Origin of the sequence: Microbispora sp. NBC_01389 (assembly GCF_045040095.1) — a bacterium.
Lineage (GTDB): Bacteria > Actinomycetota > Actinomycetes > Streptosporangiales > Streptosporangiaceae > Microbispora.
Genome location: NZ_CP109552.1, coordinates 1,852,878 through 1,875,653, shown reverse-complemented (window position 1 = coordinate 1,875,653; position 22,776 = coordinate 1,852,878). Strand labels below are relative to the sequence as shown.

25 protein-coding genes, 2 tRNA genes and 1 other RNA gene are annotated in these 22,776 nt (G+C 71.5%); 15 read left to right on the top strand and 13 right to left on the bottom strand.

The features are described 5' to 3' along the window. Position 1 precedes the first annotated feature (1 nt). Complete coding sequence (locus tag OG344_RS08340; RefSeq protein WP_405087714.1) at positions 2-1,234, top strand: RNA-guided endonuclease InsQ/TnpB family protein; 1,233 nt, start codon at positions 2-4, stop codon at positions 1,232-1,234. Between the two features lie 167 nt (positions 1,235-1,401). Here the strand turns inward: OG344_RS08340 and OG344_RS08335 are convergent, their stop codons facing one another. The 4 genes from OG344_RS08335 to OG344_RS08320 form a co-directional block, all read right to left on the bottom strand. Continuing rightward, positions 1,402-1,854, bottom strand: coding sequence for an SRPBCC family protein (locus OG344_RS08335; RefSeq protein ID WP_405087713.1), 453 nt, complete (start codon positions 1,852-1,854; stop codon positions 1,402-1,404). 89 nt (positions 1,855-1,943) lie between these two features. Beyond that, positions 1,944-2,735, bottom strand: a complete 792-nt coding sequence (locus OG344_RS08330) for a helix-turn-helix domain-containing protein (protein ID WP_405087712.1) — start codon at positions 2,733-2,735, stop codon at positions 1,944-1,946. Between the two features lie 137 nt (positions 2,736-2,872). Then, positions 2,873-3,634, bottom strand: a complete 762-nt coding sequence (locus OG344_RS08325; RefSeq protein ID WP_405087711.1) for an ABC transporter permease — start codon at positions 3,632-3,634, stop codon at positions 2,873-2,875. Then, positions 3,631-4,686: an ABC transporter ATP-binding protein gene (locus OG344_RS08320; RefSeq protein WP_405087710.1), complete on the bottom strand. Its 1,056-nt coding sequence runs from the start codon at positions 4,684-4,686 to the stop codon at positions 3,631-3,633. The genes OG344_RS08325 and OG344_RS08320 overlap by 4 nt, the downstream gene beginning before the upstream one ends. A 132-nt stretch (positions 4,687-4,818) precedes the next feature. Between OG344_RS08320 and OG344_RS08315 the strand changes: the two genes are divergently transcribed. From OG344_RS08315 to dnaN, 3 genes are all read left to right on the top strand, one after another. Continuing rightward, the gene (locus tag OG344_RS08315; protein WP_405087709.1) at positions 4,819-6,318 is read left to right on the top strand and encodes a sensor histidine kinase; all 1,500 of its coding nucleotides are present in this window, start codon (positions 4,819-4,821) and stop codon (positions 6,316-6,318) included. After that, positions 6,309-6,962 (top strand): response regulator transcription factor, encoded by a 654-nt coding sequence (locus OG344_RS08310; protein WP_117408395.1) that lies wholly within the window; start codon positions 6,309-6,311, stop codon positions 6,960-6,962. Before OG344_RS08315 ends, OG344_RS08310 begins: the two co-directional genes overlap by 10 nt. Before the next feature lie 175 nt (positions 6,963-7,137). After that, entirely contained in the window at positions 7,138-8,229 is a 1,092-nt protein-coding gene (dnaN, locus tag OG344_RS08305) for a DNA polymerase III subunit beta (protein ID WP_327048657.1), read from the top strand. A 35-nt stretch (positions 8,230-8,264) separates the two neighbouring features. Here dnaN and OG344_RS08300 read toward each other — a convergent pair whose 3' ends face one another. The 6 genes from OG344_RS08300 to upp form a co-directional block, all read right to left on the bottom strand. Continuing rightward, positions 8,265-8,954, bottom strand: coding sequence for a FadR/GntR family transcriptional regulator (locus tag OG344_RS08300; protein WP_117408393.1), 690 nt, complete (start codon positions 8,952-8,954; stop codon positions 8,265-8,267). Positions 8,955-9,053: 99 nt separating this feature from the next. Next, a complete protein-coding gene (locus OG344_RS08295; protein ID WP_405087708.1) occupies positions 9,054-10,376 on the bottom strand; it encodes a helix-turn-helix domain-containing protein in 1,323 nt (440 codons plus the stop codon). A gap of 137 nt (positions 10,377-10,513) precedes the next feature. Further along, positions 10,514-11,044, bottom strand: coding sequence for a PH domain-containing protein (locus tag OG344_RS08290; protein WP_117408391.1), 531 nt, complete (start codon positions 11,042-11,044; stop codon positions 10,514-10,516). Continuing rightward, the gene (locus OG344_RS08285) at positions 11,041-11,217 is read right to left on the bottom strand and encodes a hypothetical protein (protein WP_405087707.1); all 177 of its coding nucleotides are present in this window, start codon (positions 11,215-11,217) and stop codon (positions 11,041-11,043) included. Before OG344_RS08285 ends, OG344_RS08290 begins: the two co-directional genes overlap by 4 nt. Positions 11,218-11,290: 73 nt before the next feature. Further along, positions 11,291-11,509, bottom strand: coding sequence for a hypothetical protein (locus OG344_RS08280; RefSeq protein ID WP_150933485.1), 219 nt, complete (start codon positions 11,507-11,509; stop codon positions 11,291-11,293). A 155-nt stretch (positions 11,510-11,664) separates the two neighbouring features. After that, positions 11,665-12,303, bottom strand: a complete 639-nt coding sequence (upp, locus tag OG344_RS08275; RefSeq protein WP_405087706.1) for a uracil phosphoribosyltransferase — start codon at positions 12,301-12,303, stop codon at positions 11,665-11,667. A 138-nt stretch (positions 12,304-12,441) separates the two neighbouring features. Between upp and OG344_RS08270 the strand changes: the two genes are divergently transcribed. From OG344_RS08270 to OG344_RS08255, 4 genes are all read left to right on the top strand, one after another. Further along, positions 12,442-12,930, top strand: a complete 489-nt coding sequence (locus tag OG344_RS08270; RefSeq protein ID WP_327048653.1) for a tRNA adenosine deaminase-associated protein — start codon at positions 12,442-12,444, stop codon at positions 12,928-12,930. Positions 12,931-12,945: 15 nt separating this feature from the next. Further along, positions 12,946-13,428 (top strand): tRNA adenosine deaminase-associated protein, encoded by a 483-nt coding sequence (locus OG344_RS08265; protein ID WP_327048652.1) that lies wholly within the window; start codon positions 12,946-12,948, stop codon positions 13,426-13,428. A gap of 32 nt (positions 13,429-13,460) precedes the next feature. After that, positions 13,461-13,931, top strand: a complete 471-nt coding sequence (locus tag OG344_RS08260; protein ID WP_405089057.1) for a nucleoside deaminase — start codon at positions 13,461-13,463, stop codon at positions 13,929-13,931. Between the two features lie 63 nt (positions 13,932-13,994). Continuing rightward, a tRNA-Ser gene (locus OG344_RS08255) sits at positions 13,995-14,082 on the top strand. Positions 14,083-14,156: 74 nt separating this feature from the next. On the opposite strand, the gene OG344_RS08250 is transcribed toward OG344_RS08255, so the two are convergent. After that, the gene (locus OG344_RS08250) at positions 14,157-14,453 is read right to left on the bottom strand and encodes a type II toxin-antitoxin system VapB family antitoxin (protein WP_150933483.1); all 297 of its coding nucleotides are present in this window, start codon (positions 14,451-14,453) and stop codon (positions 14,157-14,159) included. 90 nt (positions 14,454-14,543) lie between these two features. Continuing rightward, complete coding sequence (locus OG344_RS08245; RefSeq protein ID WP_405087705.1) at positions 14,544-15,404, bottom strand: neutral zinc metallopeptidase; 861 nt, start codon at positions 15,402-15,404, stop codon at positions 14,544-14,546. A 138-nt stretch (positions 15,405-15,542) separates the two neighbouring features. Between OG344_RS08245 and OG344_RS08240 the strand changes: the two genes are divergently transcribed. After that, positions 15,543-17,111, top strand: a complete 1,569-nt coding sequence (locus tag OG344_RS08240) for a dolichyl-phosphate-mannose--protein mannosyltransferase (protein ID WP_405087704.1) — start codon at positions 15,543-15,545, stop codon at positions 17,109-17,111. Between the two features lie 95 nt (positions 17,112-17,206). On the opposite strand, the gene OG344_RS08235 is transcribed toward OG344_RS08240, so the two are convergent. Beyond that, positions 17,207-17,292, bottom strand: a tRNA-Ser gene (locus tag OG344_RS08235). A 97-nt stretch (positions 17,293-17,389) separates the two neighbouring features. Here OG344_RS08235 and ffs point away from each other — a divergent pair. The 6 genes from ffs to OG344_RS08205 all read left to right on the top strand — a co-directional run bounded on the left by ffs (position 17,390) and on the right by OG344_RS08205 (position 22,761). Continuing rightward, positions 17,390-17,485, top strand: an RNA gene (ffs, locus tag OG344_RS08230) — signal recognition particle sRNA small type. A 42-nt stretch (positions 17,486-17,527) separates the two neighbouring features. After that, positions 17,528-19,717, top strand: coding sequence for a DNA polymerase III subunit gamma and tau (locus tag OG344_RS08225; protein ID WP_405087703.1), 2,190 nt, complete (start codon positions 17,528-17,530; stop codon positions 19,715-19,717). A gap of 203 nt (positions 19,718-19,920) precedes the next feature. Beyond that, on the top strand, positions 19,921-20,274 hold the full coding sequence (locus OG344_RS08220) for a YbaB/EbfC family nucleoid-associated protein (RefSeq protein WP_150933480.1): 354 nt from the start codon (positions 19,921-19,923) through the stop codon (positions 20,272-20,274). Between the two features lie 3 nt (positions 20,275-20,277). Then, positions 20,278-20,877: a recombination mediator RecR gene (gene recR, locus OG344_RS08215; protein WP_150933479.1), complete on the top strand. Its 600-nt coding sequence runs from the start codon at positions 20,278-20,280 to the stop codon at positions 20,875-20,877. Continuing rightward, positions 20,870-21,400 (top strand): DUF5063 domain-containing protein, encoded by a 531-nt coding sequence (locus tag OG344_RS08210; protein ID WP_327048647.1) that lies wholly within the window; start codon positions 20,870-20,872, stop codon positions 21,398-21,400. The genes recR and OG344_RS08210 overlap by 8 nt, the downstream gene beginning before the upstream one ends. Positions 21,401-21,486: 86 nt before the next feature. Continuing rightward, entirely contained in the window at positions 21,487-22,761 is a 1,275-nt protein-coding gene (locus OG344_RS08205) for an aspartate kinase (RefSeq protein ID WP_405087702.1), read from the top strand. Positions 22,762-22,776 lie beyond the last annotated feature (15 nt).

Sequence of the window (22,776 nt, the reverse complement as noted above, 5' to 3'; positions counted from 1 at the left end):
CGTGCAGCTTCGTTACAACTACCGCCTCTACCCGACACCTGGTCAACGTGACGCGCTGGCCCGGGCGTTCGGGTGCGCGCGAGTGGTGTTCAACGACGCGCTGCGCATGAGACGGGAAGCCCGTGAGCACGGCTTGCCGCACATCTCTGACGCCGACCTGTCCAAACAGGTCATCACCGAGGCGAAAAAGACCTCAGAACGCGCCTGGCTGGGTGAGGTGTCCGCCGTGCTGTTACAGCAGGCGCTCGCCGATCTCAACACCGCCTACCGGAACTTCTTCGCCTCCCTGACAGGTAAACGGAAAGGACCGAAGGTCGCCCCGCCCCGGTTCCGGTCGAAGAAGGACAACCGGCAGGCGATCCGCTTCACCCGCAACGCCCGGTTCTCCATCACCGCGGGCGGGAAGCTGCACCTGCCGAAAATCGGGGATGTGCCGGTGCGCTGGTCGCGCGACCTGCCGTCCGACCCGTCATCGGTGACGGTGATCAAAGACGCATCCGGCAGATACTTCGCATCGTTCGTCGTCGAGACCGGCGACGAGCCGCGGCCGGAGGCGAGCAGCGAGGTCGGTATCGACCTCGGGCTCACCCATTTCGCGGTCACCTCGGACGGCCGGAAGGTGGACAATCCGCGCTTCCTGCGCAAGGCCGAACGACGCCTGCGGAAGGCACAAAAGGCCCTCAGCCGGAAGGAGAAGGGCTCAGTGAACCGGCAAAAGGCCAGGGTGATGGTTGCCAAGGCGCACGCCAAGGTGGCCGGCACGCGCCGCGACTGGACACACAAGCTCTCCACACAGATCATCCGCGACAACCAAGCGGTGTACGTGGAGAACCTTGCCGTCTCCGGCCTCGGCCGCACCCGCCTTGCCCGGTCGGTTCACGATGCGGGCTGGTCCCAGTTCGTGACCATGCTGGAGTACAAGGCCAAGCGCTATGGCCGCCACTTCGTCAAGGTGGACCGCTGGTTCCCCTCCTCGAAACTGTGCTCGGCATGCGGGACCCTGCGAGAGTCGATGCCGCTGAACGTCCGGACGTGGGAATGCCCGTGCGGCACAGCGCACGACCGGGACATCAACGCGGCCATCAACATCCTCGCCGCCGGACGGGCGGAGAGGCTAAACGCCTCCCACGAAAGTGGGCGGGACGGTGCGTGCCGTTCCGGCGGAGGGCAGGTAAGACCACCCCACGGGGTGGCACAGCCCGTCGAAGCAGGAAGCCTCAGAGGTGCCGCATGACGCGGCACGGGCTGAATCCCCAGCCTTCAGCCGGGGAGCGCGTCAAAGCTTCTCATGCGAGAGCGTGGGCAGACCTGATCAAGAGACCCCGCCCCGAGCCGTCATCCGCGAGCCGTCACCGGCGAGCCGTCACCCCGACCGTGCCGTACGCCGTGGGGCCGGTTCCGTCACGGCTTCAGGGCGGGTCCTTCCGACAGCCGTTCGGCGAGGATCCGGGCCCGCGCGAGCTGCACCTTCCGCGCCTGGCCCGCCGCGAAGCCCAGCAGGAACCACGCCGCGCTCACGTCGAGCCGGTCGTCCACCCGGGTTCCCGCCCCCTCCGGGGACAGGTCGAACCGGTAGCCGAGCCCGACGCCGCCGGGGCTGCGCACCTGCCCGCGTACGGACAGGCCCTCGGTGCGGAGCGTCACGGCGATGGGGTTGTCGTACGTGAGGCCGAGGAAGCGGAACCGCTCGACGGAGGTGTACCGCACGACCCCCGGCTCCGACCGGTCGACGTCGCGTACGGCGACCACGAGCGGCGACAGGCCGACATAGCTCTCGGGCGTCGTGAGATGCGCGAAGACCTTCTTCGGCGCGGCGTCCACCTGGAACGTGTTAAGCAGCACTCGTGTGGGCATTCCGGCCTCCTTCATCTCAGGCACGGCCAAGGCACGTGTCAATGCACGAAGTGTGACAGAACGCCGGACGCCGGATGATCTCCGGACGATCACGAAGACGTGTCGCGCAGGAAGGCGGCGGTCGCGGCGTCCGCCGGGTAGAACGACTCGATGGCCAGCTCGGAGACCGTGATGTCGAGCGGCGTGCCGAAGGTGGCCACGATGCTGAAGAACGACAGCTCCCGCCCGGCCCGCCGCACCCGCAGCGGCACCATGATGTCTCCCGGCCCGGGCAGCTCCACCTCCGGCTCGGGCTGGTCGCAGGGGTAGCCGCGCAATTCGGCGTACAACTCGGTGAGCCGGGGGTCGGCGGTGTGCGTGATCTGCCGCCGCAGCCGTCCGAGCAGGTGCGCCCGCCACTCGCCGAGGTTCAGGATGCGCGGCGCGAGGCCCTCCGGATGCAGGCTCGCCCGCAGCACGTTGCCCAGCAGGTCGGGATCGACGCCCTCGGCGAGCAGCGTGATCCCCTCGTTGGCGTCGACGAGGTCCCAGGCCCGGTCGACGACCACGGCCGGATAGGGGTCGTGGGCCGACAGCAGCCGGCGGATCGCCTCGCACACCGCCGCCATCCCCGGCGAGTCGAGCGGCGACTCGGCGTAGACCGGGGCGTACCCGGCGGCCAGCAGCAGGTGGTTGCGCTCGCGCAGCGGGAGATCCAGGTGCTCGGAGAGGTGAAGGACCATGTCGCGGCTCGGCGTGGCCCGGCCGGTCTCCAGGAAGCTGATGTGCCGCGTGGAGATCTCGGCCCGGTTGGACAGATCGAGCTGGCTCAGCCGCCGGTGCTCGCGCCACCGGCGCAGGAGCTCACCGAACGGCCGCTGGTGCAGCTGGGCGACGGTCACGTCCCCGACGCTATCCCCGTCCGGTCGGCCCGGCGATTACCCCTGGGGTAACCGCCGGGCCCCACCGGCCGCGGGCACCTCCCTGCCCCCGCCCCCGCGGCGGGGCACGGGACGGCCCGCGTCTCACTGCACCGGTCTCACTGCCAGCGGAACAGCCGCGCCGCCGCGAGCCCGGCGGCCAGCGCCCAGCCCGCCAGTACGGCGAGGTGGACGGGCTGGGGACCCCCGCCGCCCAGCGCGTCCGTGAGCGCCTGCCCGAAGGCCCCGGTGGGGGTGAAGTCGCTGATCCGGCGCAGAACCTCCGGCATGAGCGGCCGGGGCAGCCACATCCCGGCCAGGAACAGCAGCGGGAACATGAGCGCGGCGCCCGCCCCCTGGACGACCTTGGAGTTCGGCGCCACGGCGGCGAGGAGGAGCCCGATGGCGAGCATCGCGGTCGAGCCGAGGACGAAGACCCCCGCGAACGCCCAGGGCGAGCGGGGCGGCGGCACCCCGAGGAACACGTGCCCGAGCCCCAGTGTCAGCGCCGTCGCCACGACGGCCACGCCCACGTTGATCAGCAGTTGTGCGGCCAGCAGGGCGCCCGGCCGTACCGGCGTCGTGGACAGCCGCCGCAGCACGCCGCGCTCGCGGTAGGCCACCAGGACCGCCGGCAGCGCGCTGAGCGCGAGCGTCACGACCGACAGCAGCACCATCATCGCGGTGAAGGGCGCGTCCACGAAGCGCTGCCCGCCCAGGGACGGGTCCGCGTCGCGGAAGCCGGGGATCGTGGCGCCGAGGGTCAGCAGCAGCGCCACCGGCAGCACGACCGCGAAGAACACGGCGGCGGGCTCGCGGAGGAAGAGCCGGGCCTCCACGGCCGCGATCCGGACGAGAACCGGCGTACGGGCGGTGGTCATGATTCCTCCTGGGAGACGGAACGGGCCGGTTCGGGCGAGGGCCCATATGAGGGTCCGTGCGACGGCTCGGTGAGGGCGAGGAACGCGTCGTCGAGGGTGGTGCGCTCCATGCGCAGGCCACGCATCAGGGACGCGGGCAGCACGGCCATGACCGCGCTCAGCAGGTCGCCGTCGCCGGCGACGACGACCTCCCCGCCGTCCGCCGTGCTCCCCGCTGTGCTCCCCAAGGCGCTTCCCCCAGCAGCGCTCCCCACAGCGCCCATCACAGCGCCCTTCACAGCGCCTTCAACAGCGCCCTTCACCGTGGCCGACGTCACCTCGGGCAGCGCCCGCAGCGCCGTGACCTGCTCGTCCGTCAGCGGCCTGTCCGTACGGAAGACCAGGCGCTGCTCGCCGCCGGCGCGGGCGACGAGCCCGGCGGGCGTGTCGACCGCCCGCACCCGGCCGCGGGAGATGACCGCGACCCGGTCGCACAGCCGCTCCACCTCCTCCATGAAGTGGGTGACGAGCAGGACCGTCACTCCCCGTTGCCTGATCCGGGCGACCAGTTCCCAGGTCTCCCGCCGCGCCTGCGGATCGAGGCCGGTGGTGAGCTCGTCGAGGATCGCCACACGCGGGCTGCCCACCAGTGCGAGCGCGACCGACAGCCGCTGACGCTGCCCGCCGGAGAGCGTGGCGAACGACGCGCGGAGGTCCAGCCCGGCCTCGGCGGCCAGCGCCCGCCAGTCGGCGGGCCGGCGGTAGAACGAGGCGTAGAGCGACAGCGCCTCCCCGACCCGGATCTTGTCGGGCAGCGAGCACTCCTGGAGCTGCACGCCGACCTGTTCCTTCAGATCCGCGCCTGAGGCAGGGCCCAGGCCGACGTCCAGATCGATGGTGCCCGCCGTGGGGGTGCGCAGCCCGGCGACGCACTCGACCGTCGTCGTCTTGCCGGCCCCGTTGCGGCCGACGATGCCGAAGACCTCGCCCTCCTCCACGGAGAACGACACGTCCTCGACCGCCACGCGTGCCCCGTACGTCTTGCGGAGGTGGTCCACGGTGATGATTGCCATGCCGACGACGCTAGGAACCGGGCGAGCCGCCCGGAATGCGGTTACGGACCCGGCGGGGGTGCACTTTCCCCCACCCCTGCCGGGTGTCCGGGGCCACTGTGCGGAATCGCCCGGAACTCGCAGACTGGACGCATGAACGCAGCTCGCCCGACTCTCGTCGCACTCCGCAGAGGTGTCGCCCTCGCCGGTCTCGCCCTGCTGGGCCTGGCCACCGCCCTGGTGATGCTGACGGCGGCGCTGCTCACCTTCATGGTCGGCATGGTCTTCGTCGTGTCCCCGGCCGTACGGCTCGTGCGGGCCGTGACCGGGCTGGCGCGCGATCTGTCCGGCCGCTGGTCGGGCATGCCGGTCGACGCCCCGTACCTGCCGGCGCCGCTCCCGCCGGTGCCGCAGGCGGACGGCTGGTACCGCGACGGCCGCACCCTGTACAAGAAGCCCACGATCCCGGCTTTCAACAAGCGGTGGAACTGGATGATGAAGGACCCGGCGACCTGGCGCGACCTCGCCTACCTGCTCGCCGCGCCGGTGACCTGCGGGCTCGTGGCCGCCGCTCCGCTGCTCGCGACGGCGTACGGCGTCGTCCGGGTGGCGGGGGGCGATCCGCTGGGCGTGGTGTGGATCCTGCTCGCGGCGGGCGTCGCCCGCTGGTACGCGCCGTGGGCCCTGCGCGTCCACGGCGGCGTCGCCGCCGTGCTCCTCGGGCCCACCGAGAAGGCGCGGCTGGCCCGGCGGGTCACCCATCTGGACGCGGCGCGCACCGAGGCCGTCGACTCGCAGGCCGCCGAGCTGCGGCGGATCGAACGCGACCTGCACGACGGCGCCCAGGCCCGTCTCGTCGCGATCGGGATGACGATCGGCGCGGCCGAGCAGCTGCTGGAGACCGACCTGCGGGCCGCCCGGGCGCTGCTGGACAAGGCGCGCGACGCCTCGGCGGCCGCGCTGCAGGACATCCGGCGGCTGGTGCGCGGCATCCATCCCCCCGTGCTCGCCGAACGCGGCCTCGGCGACGCCGTACGCGCCCTCGCCCTGGACAGCCCGCTGCGCGCGCATGTGACCGTCGACGTGCCGGAGCGCGCGTCCGCGCCGCTGGAGTCCGCGGCGTACTTCGCGGTCAGCGAACTGCTGGCGAACGCCGCCCGGCACGGCGACGCGACCGAGGCGTGGGTGGACGTGAGCGCGCGGGGTCCCGCGCTGCGGGTGACGGTGACCGACGACGGCCGCGGCGGCGCGGACCCCGGGCGCGGCACCGGCCTGCGCGGGATCGAACGCAGGCTCGGGGCGTTCGACGGAGTGTTCGCGCTGAACAGCCCGGCGGGCGGCCCGACCACGGCGGTCGTCGAGCTGCCCCTGGCCTTCCCGCTGCGGGCGGCGCCCCGGTCTCCGTGGCGCCTTCTCGGCGGCCTCTGCTGGGCGCTGTGGCCGATCGCGCTGTTCCCCCAGGGGTTGGTCGCGATGGGGTTCAAGCTGGTCGGTTCGCCGGTGAAGTCCTGGTTCCTGGGGTTGTACATGCCCGAGCCCTTCCAGTGGCCGGTCATCGTCGGCATGATGCTGCTCGGCGGCGGCCTGCTGACCGTCGCGCTGACCACGACGGCGCGGGCCATGCGGGAGAAGGAGGGCGGCGGGTGCGGGTAGTCCTGGCGGAGGATCTGCACCTGCTGCGGGAGGGCCTGGTCCACCTGCTGCGCGCGCACGGCTTCGAGGTCGTCGCCGCGGTCGAGTCGGGCCCGGAGTTGCTCGCCGCGCTCGTCGGCGAGCGCCCGGACGTGGCCGTCGTCGACGTACGGCTCCCGCCGACGTTCACCGACGAGGGCCTGCAGGCCGCGCTCGCCGCGCGGCGGCGGGTGCCCGGCCTGCCGGTGCTCGTGCTCTCCCAGCACGTCGAGCAGCTGTACGCCAGGGAACTGCTGGCCGACGGCTCGGGCGGGGTCGGATACCTGCTCAAGGACCGGGTGTTCAACGGCGAGCAGTTCGTCGACGCCGTACGCCGGGTCGCGGCGGGCGGCACCGCGATGGACCCGGAGGTCATCGCGAGGCTCCTGGCGAGCAACTCGCGCAACGAGCCGCTCGGCCGGCTCACCCCCCGGGAGCGGGAGGTGCTGGAACTGATGGCGGAGGGCAGGTCGAACGCCGCCATCGGGCAGCGGTTGTTCCTCAGCGACAGCGCGGTGGGCAAGCACACCGCGAACATCTTCGCCAAGCTCGGCCTCGCGCCCTCCGACGACGACAACCGCCGGGTGCTCGCGGTGCTGGCCTTCCTGGGGAGCAGGCCCAGCTGAGCTGTGTGACCGGCCCTGTGACCGGCCCTGTGACCGGCCCTGTGACCGGCCCTGTGACCGGCCCTGTGACCGGCCCTGTGACCGGCCCTGTGGCTGGTCCCTCGAATGTCGGTGCCGGGCGCTACCTTGGGAGTCGAGTCGTGGCACAGGCAGGTGGCACGGGCAGGAGGTCGGGATGAAATTCCAGGTGAACCGCGACGTTCTCGCCGAAGCGGTGGCGTGGGCGGCCCGGGTGCTGCCCGCCAGGCCCGCCGTGCCCGTCCTCGCGGGGCTGCTGCTGGAGGCGGGAGACGACCTGCGGGTGTCCGCCTTCGACTACGACGTGTCGGCGCGGGCCGACGTCGAGGCCGAGGTGGCGGAGCCGGGGCGGGTGCTGATCCCGGGGAAGGTCCTGGCGGAGATCACCCGCAGCCTGCCCGCACGGCCCGTCGAGATCGTCACCAGCGGATCCGAGGCCGTGCTCACCTGCGGCAGTGCCGAGTTCGGCCTGCTGACCATGCCGGACGAGGACTTCCCCGCGATGCCGCCGATGCCGCCGAGGATCGGCGCCGTGGGCGGGGGCGTCTTCGCCACCGCCGTCAACCAGGTCGCGCCCGCCGCGAGCCGCGACGACACGCTGCCCATGCTCACGGGCATCCGGATGGACATCGAGGACGTGCGCGTCTCCCTGGCCGCCACCGACCGCTACCGCATCGCGGCGAGCGAGTTCCTGTGGCACCCGGAGCGGCAGGAGGAGCGGCACGGAGTGGTCGTGCCGGCGCGGGTGCTGGTCGAGGTGGCGCGATCGCTGCGCGGGGGCGAGGTGGCGGTCGGGCTCGGCGACAACGTGGCCGGCTTCGAGAGCCAGGGCCGCACCACCACCGTCCGGCTGCTCGACGAGCAGTTCATCGACTACCGTGCCCGGCTGACCGAGCACTGGCCGATCCACGCCGACGTCCCGGTGGGGCCGTTCGTGGAGGCCGTCAGGCGGGTGACGCTGGTCGCCGAGCGCAACACCGCGGTCCGGCTGTCGTTCTCCCCGGGGCAGGTGCTGATCCAGGCCGGCGGCGGCGACATCGGCAGGGGCGCGGAGGCCGTCGAGGCCGAGCTGGAAGGCCCGGACATCCAGATCGCCTTCCAGCCCCAGTTCCTGCTCGACGGTCTCGCGGGTGTCGGGACCGGGCGGGCGCGTGTCCACCTGGACTCGCCGACCCGGCCCGCCCTGGTCACGGACGAGGGCGACGACCCCGGCTACCGCTACCTGGTGATGTCCCTGCGCCTTGGCTGAGCTCCCGATCCCGATCCCTGGGAGCCGGGGGCTGCTCAGGAGGTGAGCGTCGCCGACTCGGTGAGGGCGATGAGGATGTGCTCCATGCACGCGTGACCCGCCCGCTCCGCCGCGGTGGCGTCACCGGCGACGATCGCGCGGACGATGGCGTCGTGGGGAATGTAGTTCTGCTCCAGCGAGCCGCCGGCCGCGGCGATGCTCGCCCGGAGGGCCGCCGAGAAGTCGACGTACAGGTCGATCAGCACGGTGTTGTGGGTGGCCTCGACGACCGCCACGTGGAAGGCGAGGTCGGACTCGACGAACGCCTCCGCGTCGCCGTCCGCCCACGCCTTCTCCCGTGCGGCCAGTGCGGCCTCGATGGACGCGATGTCCTGGTCGGTGCGCCGCGTCGCCGCGAGCCGGGCCGCCTCGACCTCCAGGGCACGACGCACCTCGAGGATCTCCAGCTGCTCGGCCGCCCGCAGCCGCCGGGCCATGGCGCCCGACAGCTCACTGGTGGCCCGCACGTACGTGCCGTCGCCCTGGCGGCATTCCAGCAGCCCGGCGTGGGTGAGCGCCCGCACCGCTTCGCGGACGGTGTTCCGGCCGACTCCGAGGTGCTCGGCGAGCACGGTCTCGGTGGGAATCTTGGCATGCATCTGCCAGGAGCCGGAGGTGATCTGCTCCTTGAGCTGGTCGATCACCTGGTCCACGAGAGACGCCCGCTGCGCCGTCCGCAGGCTCACAGTCAGCCTCCTCTGGGTAGCCAATCATCCGATGATGGAATGACTGGTCGACCCTAATTATTCCAGAGCTTCCAGAACAAATCCGGAGCTCCAGGGAGGCTATCGAGCGAGCGCCGCCGCGGTGGTGGAGCCCGGTATGTTCACGCGGATCCCCACGGCTTCCAGGGCTCTACGATATGCCTCCGTCTGCCGGCTGAGAGCACCGGCCTGGCCCCACAGGTCGCCGAGCATCCGCCAGGCCCGGGCGGTGTCCCGGTCCGGCGTCTCGCCGCCCAGCAGGTCGTGGGCCCGGGTGAGCGCGGCCCCCGGCTCTTCGGACCGTGCCAAAGCGATCTCGGCGAGCACCATGTTGGCGGTGGCTGCCGTGGTCCCCCGGGTGTCGCCCAGCAGAACCAGTGCCTTGTCGGCGAGTTCGAGTGCGGATTCCGTGTCTCCGGTCCGCAGCCGTACCGAACTCAGCACCACGAGGCCTCTCGCGTGCTCCTGCCGTTCGGCCGGGAATCGGGAGAAAACGCCCACGGCGGACGCCGCCAGCTCGTTGGCTCGATCCAAATCCGCACCTTCGGGATCCGCCGCTGTGATGCGAGCCCAGTGCATCGCGATGCGGGCGCACCGGACGGCGATCCGGGCCGGACGACCGGCCGCGATGGCGTCCTCGGCGAGCTGCACGGCCAGCGCCGAGTCCTCGCCCTCTCCCGCCGTCACGCTCGCCTGCCACAGCGCGAGGATCTCTCCGCTGCGGTCGGCGGCCTGCGGCAGTCCCGAGCTGTCCAGCACCCGCTCGACGTACGGCAGGCCGGTCTCGGCCTCCACGAGCGCCAGCGCGAGCTCGACGGCGAGGTCGCCCTCGATCACACCGAGCCGGTCGACCTGACCGAGCGCGTGGGCGCCGAGGTCGCGGGCGCGCAGCCGGTCGCCGGCCCGCTGGTAGCAGCGGCACAGCGCGACGGTCAGCGGCAGGTCGGCGAGGCGCTCGGGGTGCGCGGCGGCCTCGCGGCGCAGCCGCTCGTACGCCTCGACGGCCCGGCCGATGCGGCCCTGGGCCTCCAGCGCCCGCGCCATGCCGAGCCGCGCGTGCGCGGCCAGCATCGCGTTGTCCTCGCCCGCGGCCTTGGCGATCTCGCCGAAGCGGTCGGCGGCCACGGCGGGGTCGCCGTGGTACAGCTCCAGTTCGGCGTGCCGGAGGCCGAGCTCGGTGTCGATGCGCTGCCGAGGCTCTATCCCGTGAAGCAGGAACTCGGTGGTGCAACCGAGACGCTCGGCGAGCAGCCGGGCGACGACCGGCGTTGGCGTCCGCTTTCCGGACTCGATGAGTGAGACATAACTGTCGGATAGGTCGGGTCCGGCCAACTGGGCCTGCGACATTCGCCTGCTCAACCGCAGTCCGCGGACGCGGTCACCGATGGTTCCCTGACTCGGCATCTGATCTCTCAGGGCGGGGGAAGGGTCAATAGTGTCGCCATAATGGCACGAAGCGACCGATTCGTGTAACCCTCCGTCAAGAATCACGACGGTGAAGGTTCGATCACGGTGTCGAGATAACGGACGGCCGGAGGCCGTCAGTCGTCGTCCCCGTCCTTGCCAGGGAAGATCATCTGACAGACCTCTAGATACAGGGTCTCCGGATACGGAATGTGGGGGACCGTGCGGAAGGCCTGATCCTGGCCGGCCGACTCCAGGACGAACTCGCCGTAGCCGAGCATGCGGCCGAGGAGCGAGCGCTGGAAGCTCATGTCGGTGACCTTGCCCAGGGGCATCATCGCGACCTTGCGCGTGATGAGGCCGGTGGTCAGAAGCATGCGCTGGGAGGTGACGACGAAGTAGTCGACCGACCACTCCGCCACCTTCCATACGAAGCGGACGAGCAGCAGCAGCCAGGCCCACCAGACGATGGCGAGGGCCTGGGCGGCGCCGCCGTCGCTCAGGAACTTGCTGAGAACTCCGGCGAGGATGAGCCCCCCGAAGATCTCGGCGACCGGACGCAGGAGCACGGCAGGGTGCCGCCGCACCATGATGACCTGCTGTTCGTGGGGGAGGAGGTAGCGGTTGACCGACGACGGGGCGGAGTCCCCGTGGGTCACGAGTCTCATGTCAGGGAGGCGAAGAACTGCGCCATCGAGTCGGCCGCGTTGATCATTCCGTTGAGGGCTCCGTGGACCGTGTGGGCCGCGTCAGTCGGCCTCGTGATCAAGTAGAAAGCCACCACGACAATGACCGTCCACTTGAGGATCTTCTTCCCCTGCACCGCCGTCACCACTCCCATGACCAATACATTACCCAGTCACCCCGTTTGGTAAAGCGGCGAACCGCGAACGGGATCAGTGATCGTGACGGTGTCAGCCCCGCCCCTCGGCGGCGGTCGCGAGCACCCGCAGGTGTTTGCGGGCGATCCGCTCCACGAGCCCGGCGGGCGCGTGGCCGATGACCTCGACGGCGCCGTGGTGGGCGGCCTGCACGCACCGGGCCACCGTCGCGGGGGGATGCACTCCCGCGAACTCGTCCCTGAGCAGGGCCTCGAGCTGCTCGTAGTGCTCGCCGCCCGGATGCTGGCTCAATCGCTCTCCCTGTGGCGCCCCGCTCGCGTGAGCGCGAGGTGACGTCGTCATCACACTGCGTACCCTATCGGGAGCAGTGCGTAACCGGGGGAGAGAAAGGCTGCGGGGCGTGCGGAAGGAGAGGGAAATCAGACCCCGCCGTCAGACCCGTGCCGTCAGACCACGCCGTACAGGCGGTCGCCGGCGTCGCCGAGGCCGGGCACGATGTAGCCGTTCTCGTTGAGCCGCTCGTCGAGGGAGGCGGTCACCACCCTGATGGGCCGTTCGCCGCCCCGGAACGCCTCGTCCAGGTATGCGACGCCCTCGGGAGCGGCGAGCAGGCAGATCGCGGTGACGTCCCGCGCGCCGCGGCCGAACAGGAACTCGATCGCCGCCGCGAGTGTGCCGCCGGTCGCCAGCATCGGGTCCAGCACGTAGCACTGGCGCCCGGAGAGGTCCTCGGGCAGCCGGGTGGCGTACGTCTGGGCCTGGAGCGTGGACTCGTCCCGGATCATCCCGAGGAAGCCGACCTCGGCGGTCGGCAGCAGCCGCGTCATCCCGTCGAGCATCCCCAGCCCGGCTCGCAGGATGGGCACGACGAGCGGCACGGGGCGGGCGAGCCGTACGCCCTGGGCGGGGGCGAGCGGCGTGTCGACCGTGACGTCGGTCACCCGCACGTCGCGGGTCGCCTCGTAGGCGAGGAGCGTGACCAGTTCGTCGGCCAGGCGGCGGAACGTCGGCGAGTCGGTCCGCGCGTCGCGCAGCGCCGTGAGCTTGTGGGCGACGAGCGGGTGGTCGACGACGAGGGTCTCCATGGGAACAGAAGTTACCGTCTCCCACGTCGTGCCTCGACGCCGCCTGACTCTTTGATCACGATTTGGCGTGAGCACCGTACGGGGGGACCCCGATTCTGCGACGATTCCGTGCGTGAGGACCATGCGGTGGGGAAGACGATGACAGACGTGGACACTCTTGACTTCGCCATCGTTGTGTATCGGGAAGAGGACCGCTGGGAGGCCGAGATGCTCCCGGTGGCGCTCACCTCTGACCTGGACGGGCTCATTCACGCGCTGCGGCAGACGCCGAGCATGGGGACCACGATTGGCATGGTCGCCGTAGGGGATGACTTCTTCGTGGCGTTGCGGGTCTTCGGCGAGCAGGTCGACGTCTTCCTCTCGGATGTCACGGCCGCCTGGGAGTGGCCGCTGGCGCAGCAGGCCCTCGAGTACCTCGAGGTGCCGGTGCCCGAGGAGGAGGAGCTCGACAGCGTCCTTCCGGCCGGTGACCTGTCCATCTTCGCCGACCTCGGGCTCGACGAGATGGAGTTGGGCGCCCTGTCCGGCGACCTCGACCTGCTGCCCGACGAGGTGCTGTCGAGCATCGCCGCGCGCCTGGGCTTCTCCCAGCCCTTCGAACGCGCCGTCGACGCCGCCGTCGGCTGACCTGGGGAGACGGCAATGCCCTCCAGATCCAATCTCTTCTCCGCCGGTTTCGCCCGCGTCGAAGGCCGCTGGGCCGGAGCCGAGGTCGGCCTCGGCGAGGCCGAGATCGCCGACGATCTGGGCGACGCCCTGCAGGAGGCGCTCGGGCTCAACGGAGACGAGCTGGCCCTGCTCTGCGTGGAGGTCGAGGACGAGTGGTTCGCGATCATCCGTTATGAGGACGATCTCGATCCGCGCGTGTTCATCTCCGACGCGCACGCGGCGCAGCACGACCCGCTCGGTGAGATCTTCGCCGAGCTCGCCGGTGTGGTGGTGGACAAGGACACCCCCGATCTCGGCATCCGCCCGGTGGGCGACCTCGAACTGCTCGCCGACTTCTCGCTGAGCGCGGAGGAACTGCTGGAGCTCAGCATCGAGGAGGGCGTGCTGCCCGCCGACATCCTGTCGCTCATCGCCGAACGGCTCGGGTTCGCCGACGAGCTCGAACGCCTGCGGTGACCGGCTCGCCGCCGGGGCCGTACGACGCCGCGATGCGGCTGGCGCTGGGGGAGGCCGTACGGGCGGGTGAGCGCGGCGAGGTGCCGGTCGGCGCCGTCCTGCTCGGTCCCACGGCGGCGGGTGGTTCGGCGGCGGGTGATCGGGAACCGGGTCGCGTGCTCGCGGCGGCGGGCAACGACCGTGAGTCGAGCAGTGACCCCACCGCCCATGCCGAGGTGCTCGCCCTCCGGGCCGCCGCGGCCGTCCGGGGCGACTGGCGACTGACCGGCTGCACCCTGGTCGTCACGCTGGAGCCCTGCACGATGTGCGCCGGCGCCGCCGTGCTCGCCCGGGTCGACCGGGTGGTGTACGGCGCGGTGGACGAGAAGGCGGGCGCGGCCGGCTCCCTGTGGGACGTCCTTCGGGACCGCAGGCTCAACCACCGGCCCGAGGTCGTCATGGGCGTGCTGGCCGGCGAGTGCGCGGCCGTGCTGAGCGGCTTCTTCTCCGATCGCCGCGCCTGATCGCGGGGCTGCGGGGCGAAACGGGTGCGCGGGCAGTGGTGTTCGTCCGGTAAGCTGCTGCGCGGTGGAGTCGCCTAGTGGCCGAGGGCGCACGCCTCGAAAGCGTGTGTAGGGCAACCTACCGTGGGTTCAAATCCCACCTCCACCGCCACTGTCTCAGGACACCGAAAGAGCCGCCGACCCGCGTGAACAGGTCGGCGGCTCTTCTCGTGTGCCGGGCCGGTGTCAGTCCTGCAGCTCCAGCACGCGGGCGTGCAGCACGGAGCGCTGGTGCAGCGCGGCCCGCAGCGCGCGGTGCAGGCCATCCTCCAGGTACAGCTCGCCCTGCCACTGCACCACGTGCGGGAACAGGTCGCCGTAGAAGGTCGAGTCCTTGCTGAGCAACGAGTGCAGGTCCAGCACCGCCTTGGTGGTGACCAGCGTGTCGAGCCGGACCTGCCGGGGCGGGATCCGCGCCCACTCCCGGGAGGACAGTCCGTGTTCGGGGTAGGGCCGTCCGTCGCCGACCAACTTGAAGATCACGCTATGTAGTTTAGGAGACGTGGCGAACGGCCGGCGTCCGGAGCCGCCGCAGGCCCTGCGGCGGCCCCTACATCGGCCCGCACATCGGTCTCAGATGCTCCCGGAGAAGGTGTCGCAGCGTCCCGGGTCGCCCGACCCGTAGCCGTTCTTGAACCACTTGGTCCGCTGGGCCGACGTGCCGTGCGTGAACGCGTCCGGGTTGACCCTGCCCTGCGCCTGCTCCTGGATGTGGTCGTCGCCGACCGCCGCGGCGGCGTCGAGCGCCTCCTTGATGTCGGCGTCGGTGAACTCCTCGGCGTAGAAGCCCGTGCTCACCGCGTTCTTCGCCCACACGCCCGCGTAGCAGTCCGCCTGCAGTTCGAGCCGTACGGAACCGCTCTCCGCGCCCTGCTCCTGACCGACCTTGTTCATCGTGCCGAGCAGGTCCTGCACGTGGTGGCCGTACTCGTGGGCGATCACGTACGCCTGCGCGAACGGGCCGCCCTTGGCCCCGAACCGCGACCGCAGCTCGTCGAAGAACGACAGGTCCAGGTAGACGTGCTTGTCGTTGGGGCAGTAGAAGGGGCCGACGGACGAGTCGGCCGCACCGCAACCGGTCTGCACCCCGCCAGAGAACAGCGTGGTCTTCGCCTTGGTGTAGCCCTGGACCTGGTCGCCCCAGTACTTCTGGATGCTGTTGACCACTCCCACGACCCGGCACTTCTCCGACTGGTCGGCGTCGGCGCCGGTCTTGCACTGGGCGCTCAGGTCGGTTGTCGGCTGCGCCCCGGTGGGCTCGTCCCCGCCGCCCGTGATGTTCCCGGGGTTGATACCGAAGATCAGGGCCACGATGAGGGCGATGATGCCCGCGGCGCCGCCGCCGACGGCCAGGCCGCCACCCCGGAACCCGCCACCTCCGCCGACGTCCTCGACCTGCGAGGTGTCGAGTTGCGCTCGATCATCGAAATCCATCTGCGACGCTCCCGATGGCGTTTGCCGTCACTGCCGTCACTCACTGCCGTCACTCAAGCCGACACTGCGTTGCTCGCCGGGCCTACTGCCCCGCACAAGAGTGATCATGCCTCACGCCGCGCGGGTTAGGATGCGCGCGTGCCCAGGAGCGCCGCACACCGGCTGGTGCCGCCGATGCCGGGCGGGCGCGGGCGGCTCGGCCGGCTCGGCTGGTTCGGCCCCCTGGCCGTGGCCGCGTTCGGGGGGTTCCTCCGGTTCGATCGTCTCGACGTGCCGCACGCCTTCGTCTTCGACGAGCTGTACTACGCCAAGGACGCCTACTCGCTGATCACGTACGGGGTCGAGCGGCAGTTCGCCGACGGCGCGGAAGAGACGATCCTGCGCGGCGGCGCGGACGTCTTCCGCGCCTGCGCCCGGCCGGAGGACTGCGCCGCCTACGTCGCCCATCCGCCGCTGGGCAAGTGGCTGATCGGCGCGGGGGAGTGGGTGTTCGGCCTGACGCCCTTCGGCTGGCGCTTCGCCGCCGCGCTCGCCGGAACGCTGAGCGTGCTGGTCCTGGCGCGGGTCGCCCGCCGGATGACCCGCTCGACGCTGCTGGGCTGTCTCGCGGGCCTGCTGCTGGCGCTTGACGGCCTGCACCTCGTGCTCTCCCGGTCCGCGCTGCTCGACGTCTTCCTGACGTTCTGGGTGCTCGCGGGCTTCGCCTGCCTGGTCGCCGACCGCGACGCCGCCCGCGCCCGCCTGGCGGAGTGGTCCCGCACCTCCGCCCCGGAAGGACCCGGCCCGCGGCTCGGGCCCCGGCTCGGGCCCCGGCTCTGGCGGCCGGCCGCCGGGCTGTGCCTCGGGGCGGCGACGGCCACGAAGTGGACCGGCGTGCTCTTCGTCGTGGCGTTCGCGGTCATGGCGTTCGCCTGGGACCGCGGCGCCAGGCGCGCCGCCGGGCTGCGCCGCCCCGGCCGGCAGGCGGCCCGCCTCGACCTCCCGCTCGTCCTCGCGTGGCTCTGCGCCGTCCCCGCCGTCGCGTACGTCGCGTCGTTCGCCGGGTGGCTGGCCTCGGCCGGCGGCTACGGCCGCAACTGGGACCGCGCGAGCCAGAACGGCTGGGCCTACTTCGCCGTCGACTCACTGCGGTCCCTGATCGACTACCAGAGCCAGGTGCTGGGCTTCCACCAGGGCCTGAGCGCCCACCACGACTACCAGTCGGACCCCTGGAGCTGGCCGCTGCTGTTACGCCCGGTCCTCTTCTACTACCGCTCGTCCGCCGGCGCCTGCGGGGCGCGCTCCTGCAGCCAGGCGATCCTCGGGACCGGCACCCCGGTCGTCTGGTACGCCGGACTGCTCGCGCTGATCGCGATGGTCGTGTGGCACCTGACCACCCGTGACTGGCGCGCGGGGGCCGTCGTGCTCGGCTACGCGGCGGGCTGGCTGCCGTGGTGCTACTTCGCGCTGGCCGACCACCGCACGACGTTCCTGTTCTACCTGCTGCCCGCGCTGCCGTTCCTGATCCTCGCGATCGTGCTCGCCTGCGGGCTCGTCCTCGGGCCGCCGGGCGCCTCGGCCGTGCGGCGCTCCGCGGGCGCGGCGCTGGTGGGCGCGTTCGTCCTGCTGGCCCTGGCCGACTTCTGGTGGCTGTCCCCGGTCCTCACCGCCGTCCCCGTCCCGTACGGCACCTGGCTGAGCCGCATGCTGCTGCGCAGCTGGATCTAGGTCCGGTCGACTGAGAGCAGAACGGAGACCCCGGACGCGCGAAAGGCCCGGTTGGATGGGCCGGGCCTTTCGCGTTCTTGCTGCTCAACCATGCGCGGAGGATAGGAGATTCGAACTCCTGAGGGGTTGCCCCCAACACGCTTTCCAAGCGTGCGCCCTAGGCCAACTAGGCGAATCCTCCGTCGGACAGCTTAGCTCACTTCCGGTGCGGTTTCGACGGGGATGGCAACGAGCGATTCTGGTGCTCACGCACCCCCGCCGAGTGGCTAGACTGTCCAGCGGACCCCTCGCGCGGCGTCATCCTGTGAACCTCCCCAGGGCCGGAAGGCAGCAAGGATAAGCGGGCTCTGGCGGGTGTGCGAGGGGTCTCTCAGTTAGCGGGTACGCCGGCCGGGTCGACCCCCCGAGGAGGCGGCATGAGTCTTGCGCTGTACCGCAAGTACAGACCGGGGACGTTCGCCGAGGTCAAGGGGCAGGAACACGTCACCGACCCGCTGCGCCAGGCGTTGCGCAGCGGCCGGATCAACCACGCCTATCTCTTCAGCGGCCCGCGTGGCTGCGGCAAGACCTCCAGTGCGCGCATCCTCGCGCGGTCCCTCAACTGTGAGCAGGGCCCGACGCCGGACCCCTGCGGGAAGTGCGACTCCTGCGTGGCGCTGGCGCCCACCGGGCCCGGCCACCTCGACGTCATCGAGATCGACGCGGCGTCCCACGGCGGCGTCGACGACGCGCGCGACCTGCGCGAGCGGGCGTTCTTCGCCCCCGTCTCGGCGAGATACAAGATCTACATCATCGACGAGGCCCACATGGTCACCCGTGAGGGCTTCAACGCGCTGCTGAAGCTGGTCGAGGAGCCGCCGCCGCACCTCAAGTTCGTCTTCGCCACCACCGAGCCGGAGAAGGTCATCGGGACCATCAAGTCCCGCACCCACCACTACCCGTTCCGGCTGATGCCGCCCGCCACGTTGCGGCGGCTGATGGAGGAGATCCTCGAATCCGAGTCGGTGCCGTACGAGCCGGCCGCGTTACCGCTGGTCGTCCGGGCGGGCGCCGGGTCGGCCCGTGACACGCTGTCGATCCTCGACCAGCTTCTCGCGGGCGCCGACGAGGCCGGCATCACCTATCCGCGGGCGGTGTCCCTGCTCGGCTACACCGACGGCGACCTGCTGGACGAGGTGGTCGACGCGTTCGCCAAGCGGGACGGCGCGGCCGTGTTCCACGCGGTGCACCGGGTGATCGAGGGCGGCCACGACCCCCGCCGCTTCGCCACCGACCTGCTCGAACGCTTCCGCGACCTGGTGATCCTCTCCAACGTCCCCGAGGCCGCGGGCAGCGGACTGCTCGACCGGCCGGCCGACGAGCTGGAGCGCCTCCAGGCGCAGGCGGCGTCCATGGGCCCCGCGGAGCTGACCCGGGCGGCGGAGGTCTTCAACGCCGGGCTGACCGAGATGCGCGGCGCGACCTCTCCCCGCCTGCTGCTGGAACTCGTGTGCGCCCGCGTGCTGCTTCCCGGGGCCGACGAGGGCGAGGCCGCGCTGCTGGCCCGGCTCGAACGGCTGGAGCGCGGCGTCGTGGCCGGAACGCCCGTCGCCGCCGCCGCGCCACCGGCCGCGCCTCCTGCAGCACCACCGGTGACCTCACCTGTGACCCCATCGGTGACCCCGCCTGCGGCGCAGAGCCCACGGCCCCAGGCGGCCGCCCCCACGAGGACCGGCGACGCCGACGACTGGCCCACGCCCGTACGGCCCGGCTCCGGGGCCGCTCCGCCGCCCGCGCAGGCACAGGCGCCCGCGGCAGGCGTCGTCCAGGGCGTCGTCCAGGGCGGCGGGCCGGTGTACCAGGCCTGGCCGCGGGTGCTGGAGGCGATCAGAAACCGGCAGAAGGTCGCCTGGATCATCCTCAACGCCCAGGGCAGGCTGCTCGGCGTCGAGGGCAACGTGGTGACCATCGGCTTCGAGAAGCCGGGCGACGTGCAGGGCTTCCTCAAGGGCAAGCGCGAGGAGACGGTGGCCGCCGCCCTCGGCGAGGTGCTCGGCGGCGTCTGGCGCGTCGAGGTGGTCGTCGGCGGCTCGGGCCCGGGCCCGTCCGGCTCCGCCGCGCGCGGCCCGTCCGGCCCGCCCGCCCCCGCGCCGCCCGCGCCGGTCGCCCCCACGGGATCGTCGATGGCCGCGACACCCACGGCGCCCGTGGCACCCACGCCATCCGCCGCGCCGGTGGCCACTCCTCCCACAGCCGCCCCCCCTGCTGCCCCGACCGGCGCCCCTGCCCCGACCGGCGCCCCTGCCCCGGCCGGTGCCCGGCCCACGGCCTCTCCGGCCGGGAACGGCGGGGCGGGGGCCGGCGGGACGACCGACGAGAGCTGGCCGGACGCGCCCTCGGACGACTTCGACAGCCCGGCGCCCGGTCCGCCGTCGGGGGCGTCGTCCGCGTTCGCCACCGCGAGACCGGCCGGGCGGCCCGCCGGGCCGTCGAGGCCACGCCAGGCCTGGCCCGAGACGGTTCCCGGCCGCGGCGACGCGGGCGCGGACGTGAGCGAGCTGACCGGCATGGCCCTCATCCAGCACGAGCTCGGCGGCCGGATCATCGAGGAGATCGACCACTCCTGAACGATCACTCTGATCGGCCGTTCCGAACGCCTCACCCGCTCGGGAGACGGACGCCGCATGGACGGAGACTGGTGGGGTAACCGGTGTCCGTCCGCCGACCGCCCCGGGCGGAACACGCGTGCGGGCTCCGGTGCGGAAACGGGGACGGACGCCGTAGGCTCGTCGCGACGAACACGTCGCTGGACGCTGAGGAGCGCACCATCGTGAATCCAGGAGATGTCAATCTCCAGCAGTTGCTGGAGCAGGCTCAGCTGATGCAGCAGCAGCTCGTCACCGCGCAGCAGGAGCTCAGCGACGCCGAGGTCGACGGGACCGCCGGCGGCGGGCTCGTCCGCGCCACCGTGAACGGCAGTGGCGAGCTGCTGGAACTCGAGATCAGCCCGGTCGCCATCGACACGAGCGACCCGGAGGAGAGCGCGCAGACGATCGCGGACCTGGTGCTCGCCGCCGTGCGGGACGCCGTACGCGCCGCGGCCGAGCTGCAGCAGGAGAAGCTGGGCCCGCTCGCGCAGGGTCTGGGGGGCGGTTTCGGCGGCGGTCAGCTGCCGGGGTTCTAGAGCATGTACGAAGGGGTCGTCCAGAATCTGATCGACGAGCTCGGGCTGCTGCCCGGCGTCGGTCCCAAGAGCGCGCAGCGGATCGCGTTCCACCTCCTCGCCGCCGACCCGGCCGACGTCAAGCGGCTGGCGCACGCGCTGCTGGAGGTCAAGGAGAAGGTGCGCTTCTGCCGGGTTTGCGGAAATGTCGCCGCGGAAGAGGAATGCCGCATCTGCCGCGACCAGCGGCGTGACCCGCAGGTGATCTGCGTGGTCGAGGAACCGAAGGACGTGGTGGCGATCGAGAGGACCCGCGAGTTCCGCGGACGCTACCACGTGCTCGGAGGAGCGATCAGCCCGATCGACGGTGTCGGGCCGGACGACCTGAAGATCCGCGAGTTGATGGTCCGGCTGGCCGACGGCCAGGTCACCGAACTGATCCTCGCTACCGACCCGAACCTCGAAGGCGAGGCGACCGCCACCTATCTGGCCCGGCTCGTCAAACCTTTGGGGCTGAAGGTGACCCGACTGGCCAGCGGCCTGCCTGTGGGCGGTGATCTCGAGTACGCCGACGAGGTCACCTTGGGCCGCGCTTTCGAAGGACGGAGGCTGCTGGATGTCTGACGAGTGGAACGACCTGGCCGCGCGCGTCGCCGGACACGCGCGGAACTACATCGACGGCCTGACCCGCCTGGCCGGCGGCGAGGGCGGTGACGCGACGCTGCCGCTGCTCCTGGTGGAGGTGGCCCAGGTCAGCCTCGCGGGCACCCAGCTCGGGGCCGCGCAGGACGTGATCCTGCAGGGGAACGTCGAGCCCGTGCTGAGCGAGGACCCCGACATCGACCCCCTCCGTACGGCGCTGGCCGCCCGGCTCGGGCCGGTCGACGACTACGCCGAGGTCTTCGACCCCTACAAGGACGACGCCGTCACGCCGTACCGGCTGTCGGACGACCTCGCGGCGGTGGCGGCCGACCTCATCCACGGGCTGCGGCACTACAGCGCGGGCCGTCCCCTCGAGGCGCTGTGGTGGTGGCAGTTCTCCTACTTCAACACGTGGGGCAACCACGCCGGTGCGGCGCTGCGGGCCCTGCAGTCGCTCGTCGCGCACGCCCGCCTGGATGTGGTCGAAGAGGGGACTACGGTCTGACCGTCCACATGCTGGTCGCGTACGGTGGGCGTTTGGGACGCACAAGTACACTGTGAGCTCCACGTCCTGATTCGTTGGAGACTCCAGTGGCGCTTGTTGTGCAGAAGTACGGTGGTTCCTCCGTAGCCGACGCGTCCTGCATCAAGCGGGTCGCCCAGCGGATCGTGGCGACGAAAAAAGCGGGCAACGACGTCGCGGTGGTGGTCTCCGCGATGGGCGACACCACCGACGAGCTGCTCGACCTGGCCCGGCAGGTGTCGCCGCTGCCGCCCGGCCGCGAACTCGACATGCTGCTCACCTCGGGTGAGCGGATCTCGATGGCGCTGCTCGCGATGGCGATCGCCAACCTCGGCCACGAGGCGCGCAGCTTCACCGGCTCGCAGGCCGGCGTGATCACCGACTCGACGCACGGCAAGGCGCGCATCATCGATGTCACGCCGAGCCGCATCAGGGAGGCGGTCGACTCCGGCCAGATCGCGATCGTGGCCGGGTTCCAGGGGGTCTCCCAGGACAGCAAGGACATCACGACGCTCGGCCGGGGCGGCTCCGACACCACGGCCGTCGCTCTCGCGGCGGCGCTCGGCGCGGACGTCTGCGAGATCTACACCGACGTGGACGGCATCTACACCGCCGATCCCCGCATCGTCCGCACGGCACGGCAGATCCCGCGGATCTCCTACGAGGAGACGATGGAGATGGCCGCGTGCGGGGCGAAGATCCTGCACCTGCGCTGCGTGGAGTACGCCCGCAGGTTCGGCCTGCCCATCCACGTCAGAAGCTCGTTCAGCACGAAGGAAGGCACCTGGGTCGTCTCCGACCCCTACAGCGAAGGAACCGAAGTGGAGCAGCCCATCATCTCCGGGGTGGCGCACGACCGGAGCGAGGCCAAGATCACTGTGGTCGGGGTGCCCGACAAGGTCGGCGAGGCCGCCGCCATCTTCCGCACGCTGGCGGACGCGGAGATCAACATCGACATGATCGTGCAGAACGTGTCGGCCGCCGCGACCGGACGGACGGACATCTCCTTCACGCTGCCGGTGAACGACAGCCAGACGGCCCTCACCGCGCTGAAGAAGATCCAGACCCAGGTCGCGTTCGAGTCGCTGCTGTACGACGACCAGATCGGCAAGGTGTCGCTCGTCGGCGCGGGCATGCGCTCGCACCCGGGCGTCACCGCCACGTTCTTCGGCGCGCTGGCCGACGCCGGAGTGAACATCGAGATGATCTCGACCTCGGAGATCCGCATCTCCGTCGTCGTGGGGCAGAACGAGGTGGACACCGCGGTCGCCGCCGCCCACCGCGCGTTCGACCTCGACTCCGACCAGGTCGAGGCCGTTGTGTACGGAGGTACCGGACGATGAGCGAGCGAAGCGAGC

Excerpts from the sequence above, each read along its gene's own strand:
- OG344_RS08335 (WP_405087713.1), bottom strand. The coding sequence starts at position 1,854 with ATGCCCACACGAGTGCTGCTTAACACGTTCCAGGTGGACGCCGCGCCG.
- OG344_RS08270 (WP_327048653.1), top strand. The coding sequence starts at position 12,442 with ATGACAGACGTGGACACTCTTGACTTCGCCATCGTTGTGTATCGGGAA.
- OG344_RS08295 (WP_405087708.1), bottom strand. The coding sequence starts at position 10,376 with ATGCCGAGTCAGGGAACCATCGGTGACCGCGTCCGCGGACTGCGGTTG.
- upp (WP_405087706.1), bottom strand. The coding sequence starts at position 12,303 with ATGGAGACCCTCGTCGTCGACCACCCGCTCGTCGCCCACAAGCTCACG.
- dnaN (WP_327048657.1), top strand. The coding sequence starts at position 7,138 with ATGAAATTCCAGGTGAACCGCGACGTTCTCGCCGAAGCGGTGGCGTGG.
- OG344_RS08285 (WP_405087707.1), bottom strand. The coding sequence starts at position 11,217 with ATGGGAGTGGTGACGGCGGTGCAGGGGAAGAAGATCCTCAAGTGGACG.
- OG344_RS08260 (WP_405089057.1), top strand. The coding sequence starts at position 13,461 with ATGCGGCTGGCGCTGGGGGAGGCCGTACGGGCGGGTGAGCGCGGCGAG.
- recR (WP_150933479.1), top strand. The coding sequence starts at position 20,278 with ATGTACGAAGGGGTCGTCCAGAATCTGATCGACGAGCTCGGGCTGCTG.
- OG344_RS08325 (WP_405087711.1), bottom strand. The coding sequence starts at position 3,634 with ATGACCACCGCCCGTACGCCGGTTCTCGTCCGGATCGCGGCCGTGGAG.
- OG344_RS08320 (WP_405087710.1), bottom strand. The coding sequence starts at position 4,686 with ATGGCAATCATCACCGTGGACCACCTCCGCAAGACGTACGGGGCACGC.
- OG344_RS08210 (WP_327048647.1), top strand. The coding sequence starts at position 20,870 with ATGTCTGACGAGTGGAACGACCTGGCCGCGCGCGTCGCCGGACACGCG.
- OG344_RS08315 (WP_405087709.1), top strand. The coding sequence starts at position 4,819 with ATGAACGCAGCTCGCCCGACTCTCGTCGCACTCCGCAGAGGTGTCGCC.
- OG344_RS08245 (WP_405087705.1), bottom strand. The coding sequence starts at position 15,404 with ATGGATTTCGATGATCGAGCGCAACTCGACACCTCGCAGGTCGAGGAC.
- OG344_RS08225 (WP_405087703.1), top strand. The coding sequence starts at position 17,528 with ATGAGTCTTGCGCTGTACCGCAAGTACAGACCGGGGACGTTCGCCGAG.
- OG344_RS08265 (WP_327048652.1), top strand. The coding sequence starts at position 12,946 with ATGCCCTCCAGATCCAATCTCTTCTCCGCCGGTTTCGCCCGCGTCGAA.
- OG344_RS08290 (WP_117408391.1), bottom strand. The coding sequence starts at position 11,044 with ATGAGACTCGTGACCCACGGGGACTCCGCCCCGTCGTCGGTCAACCGC.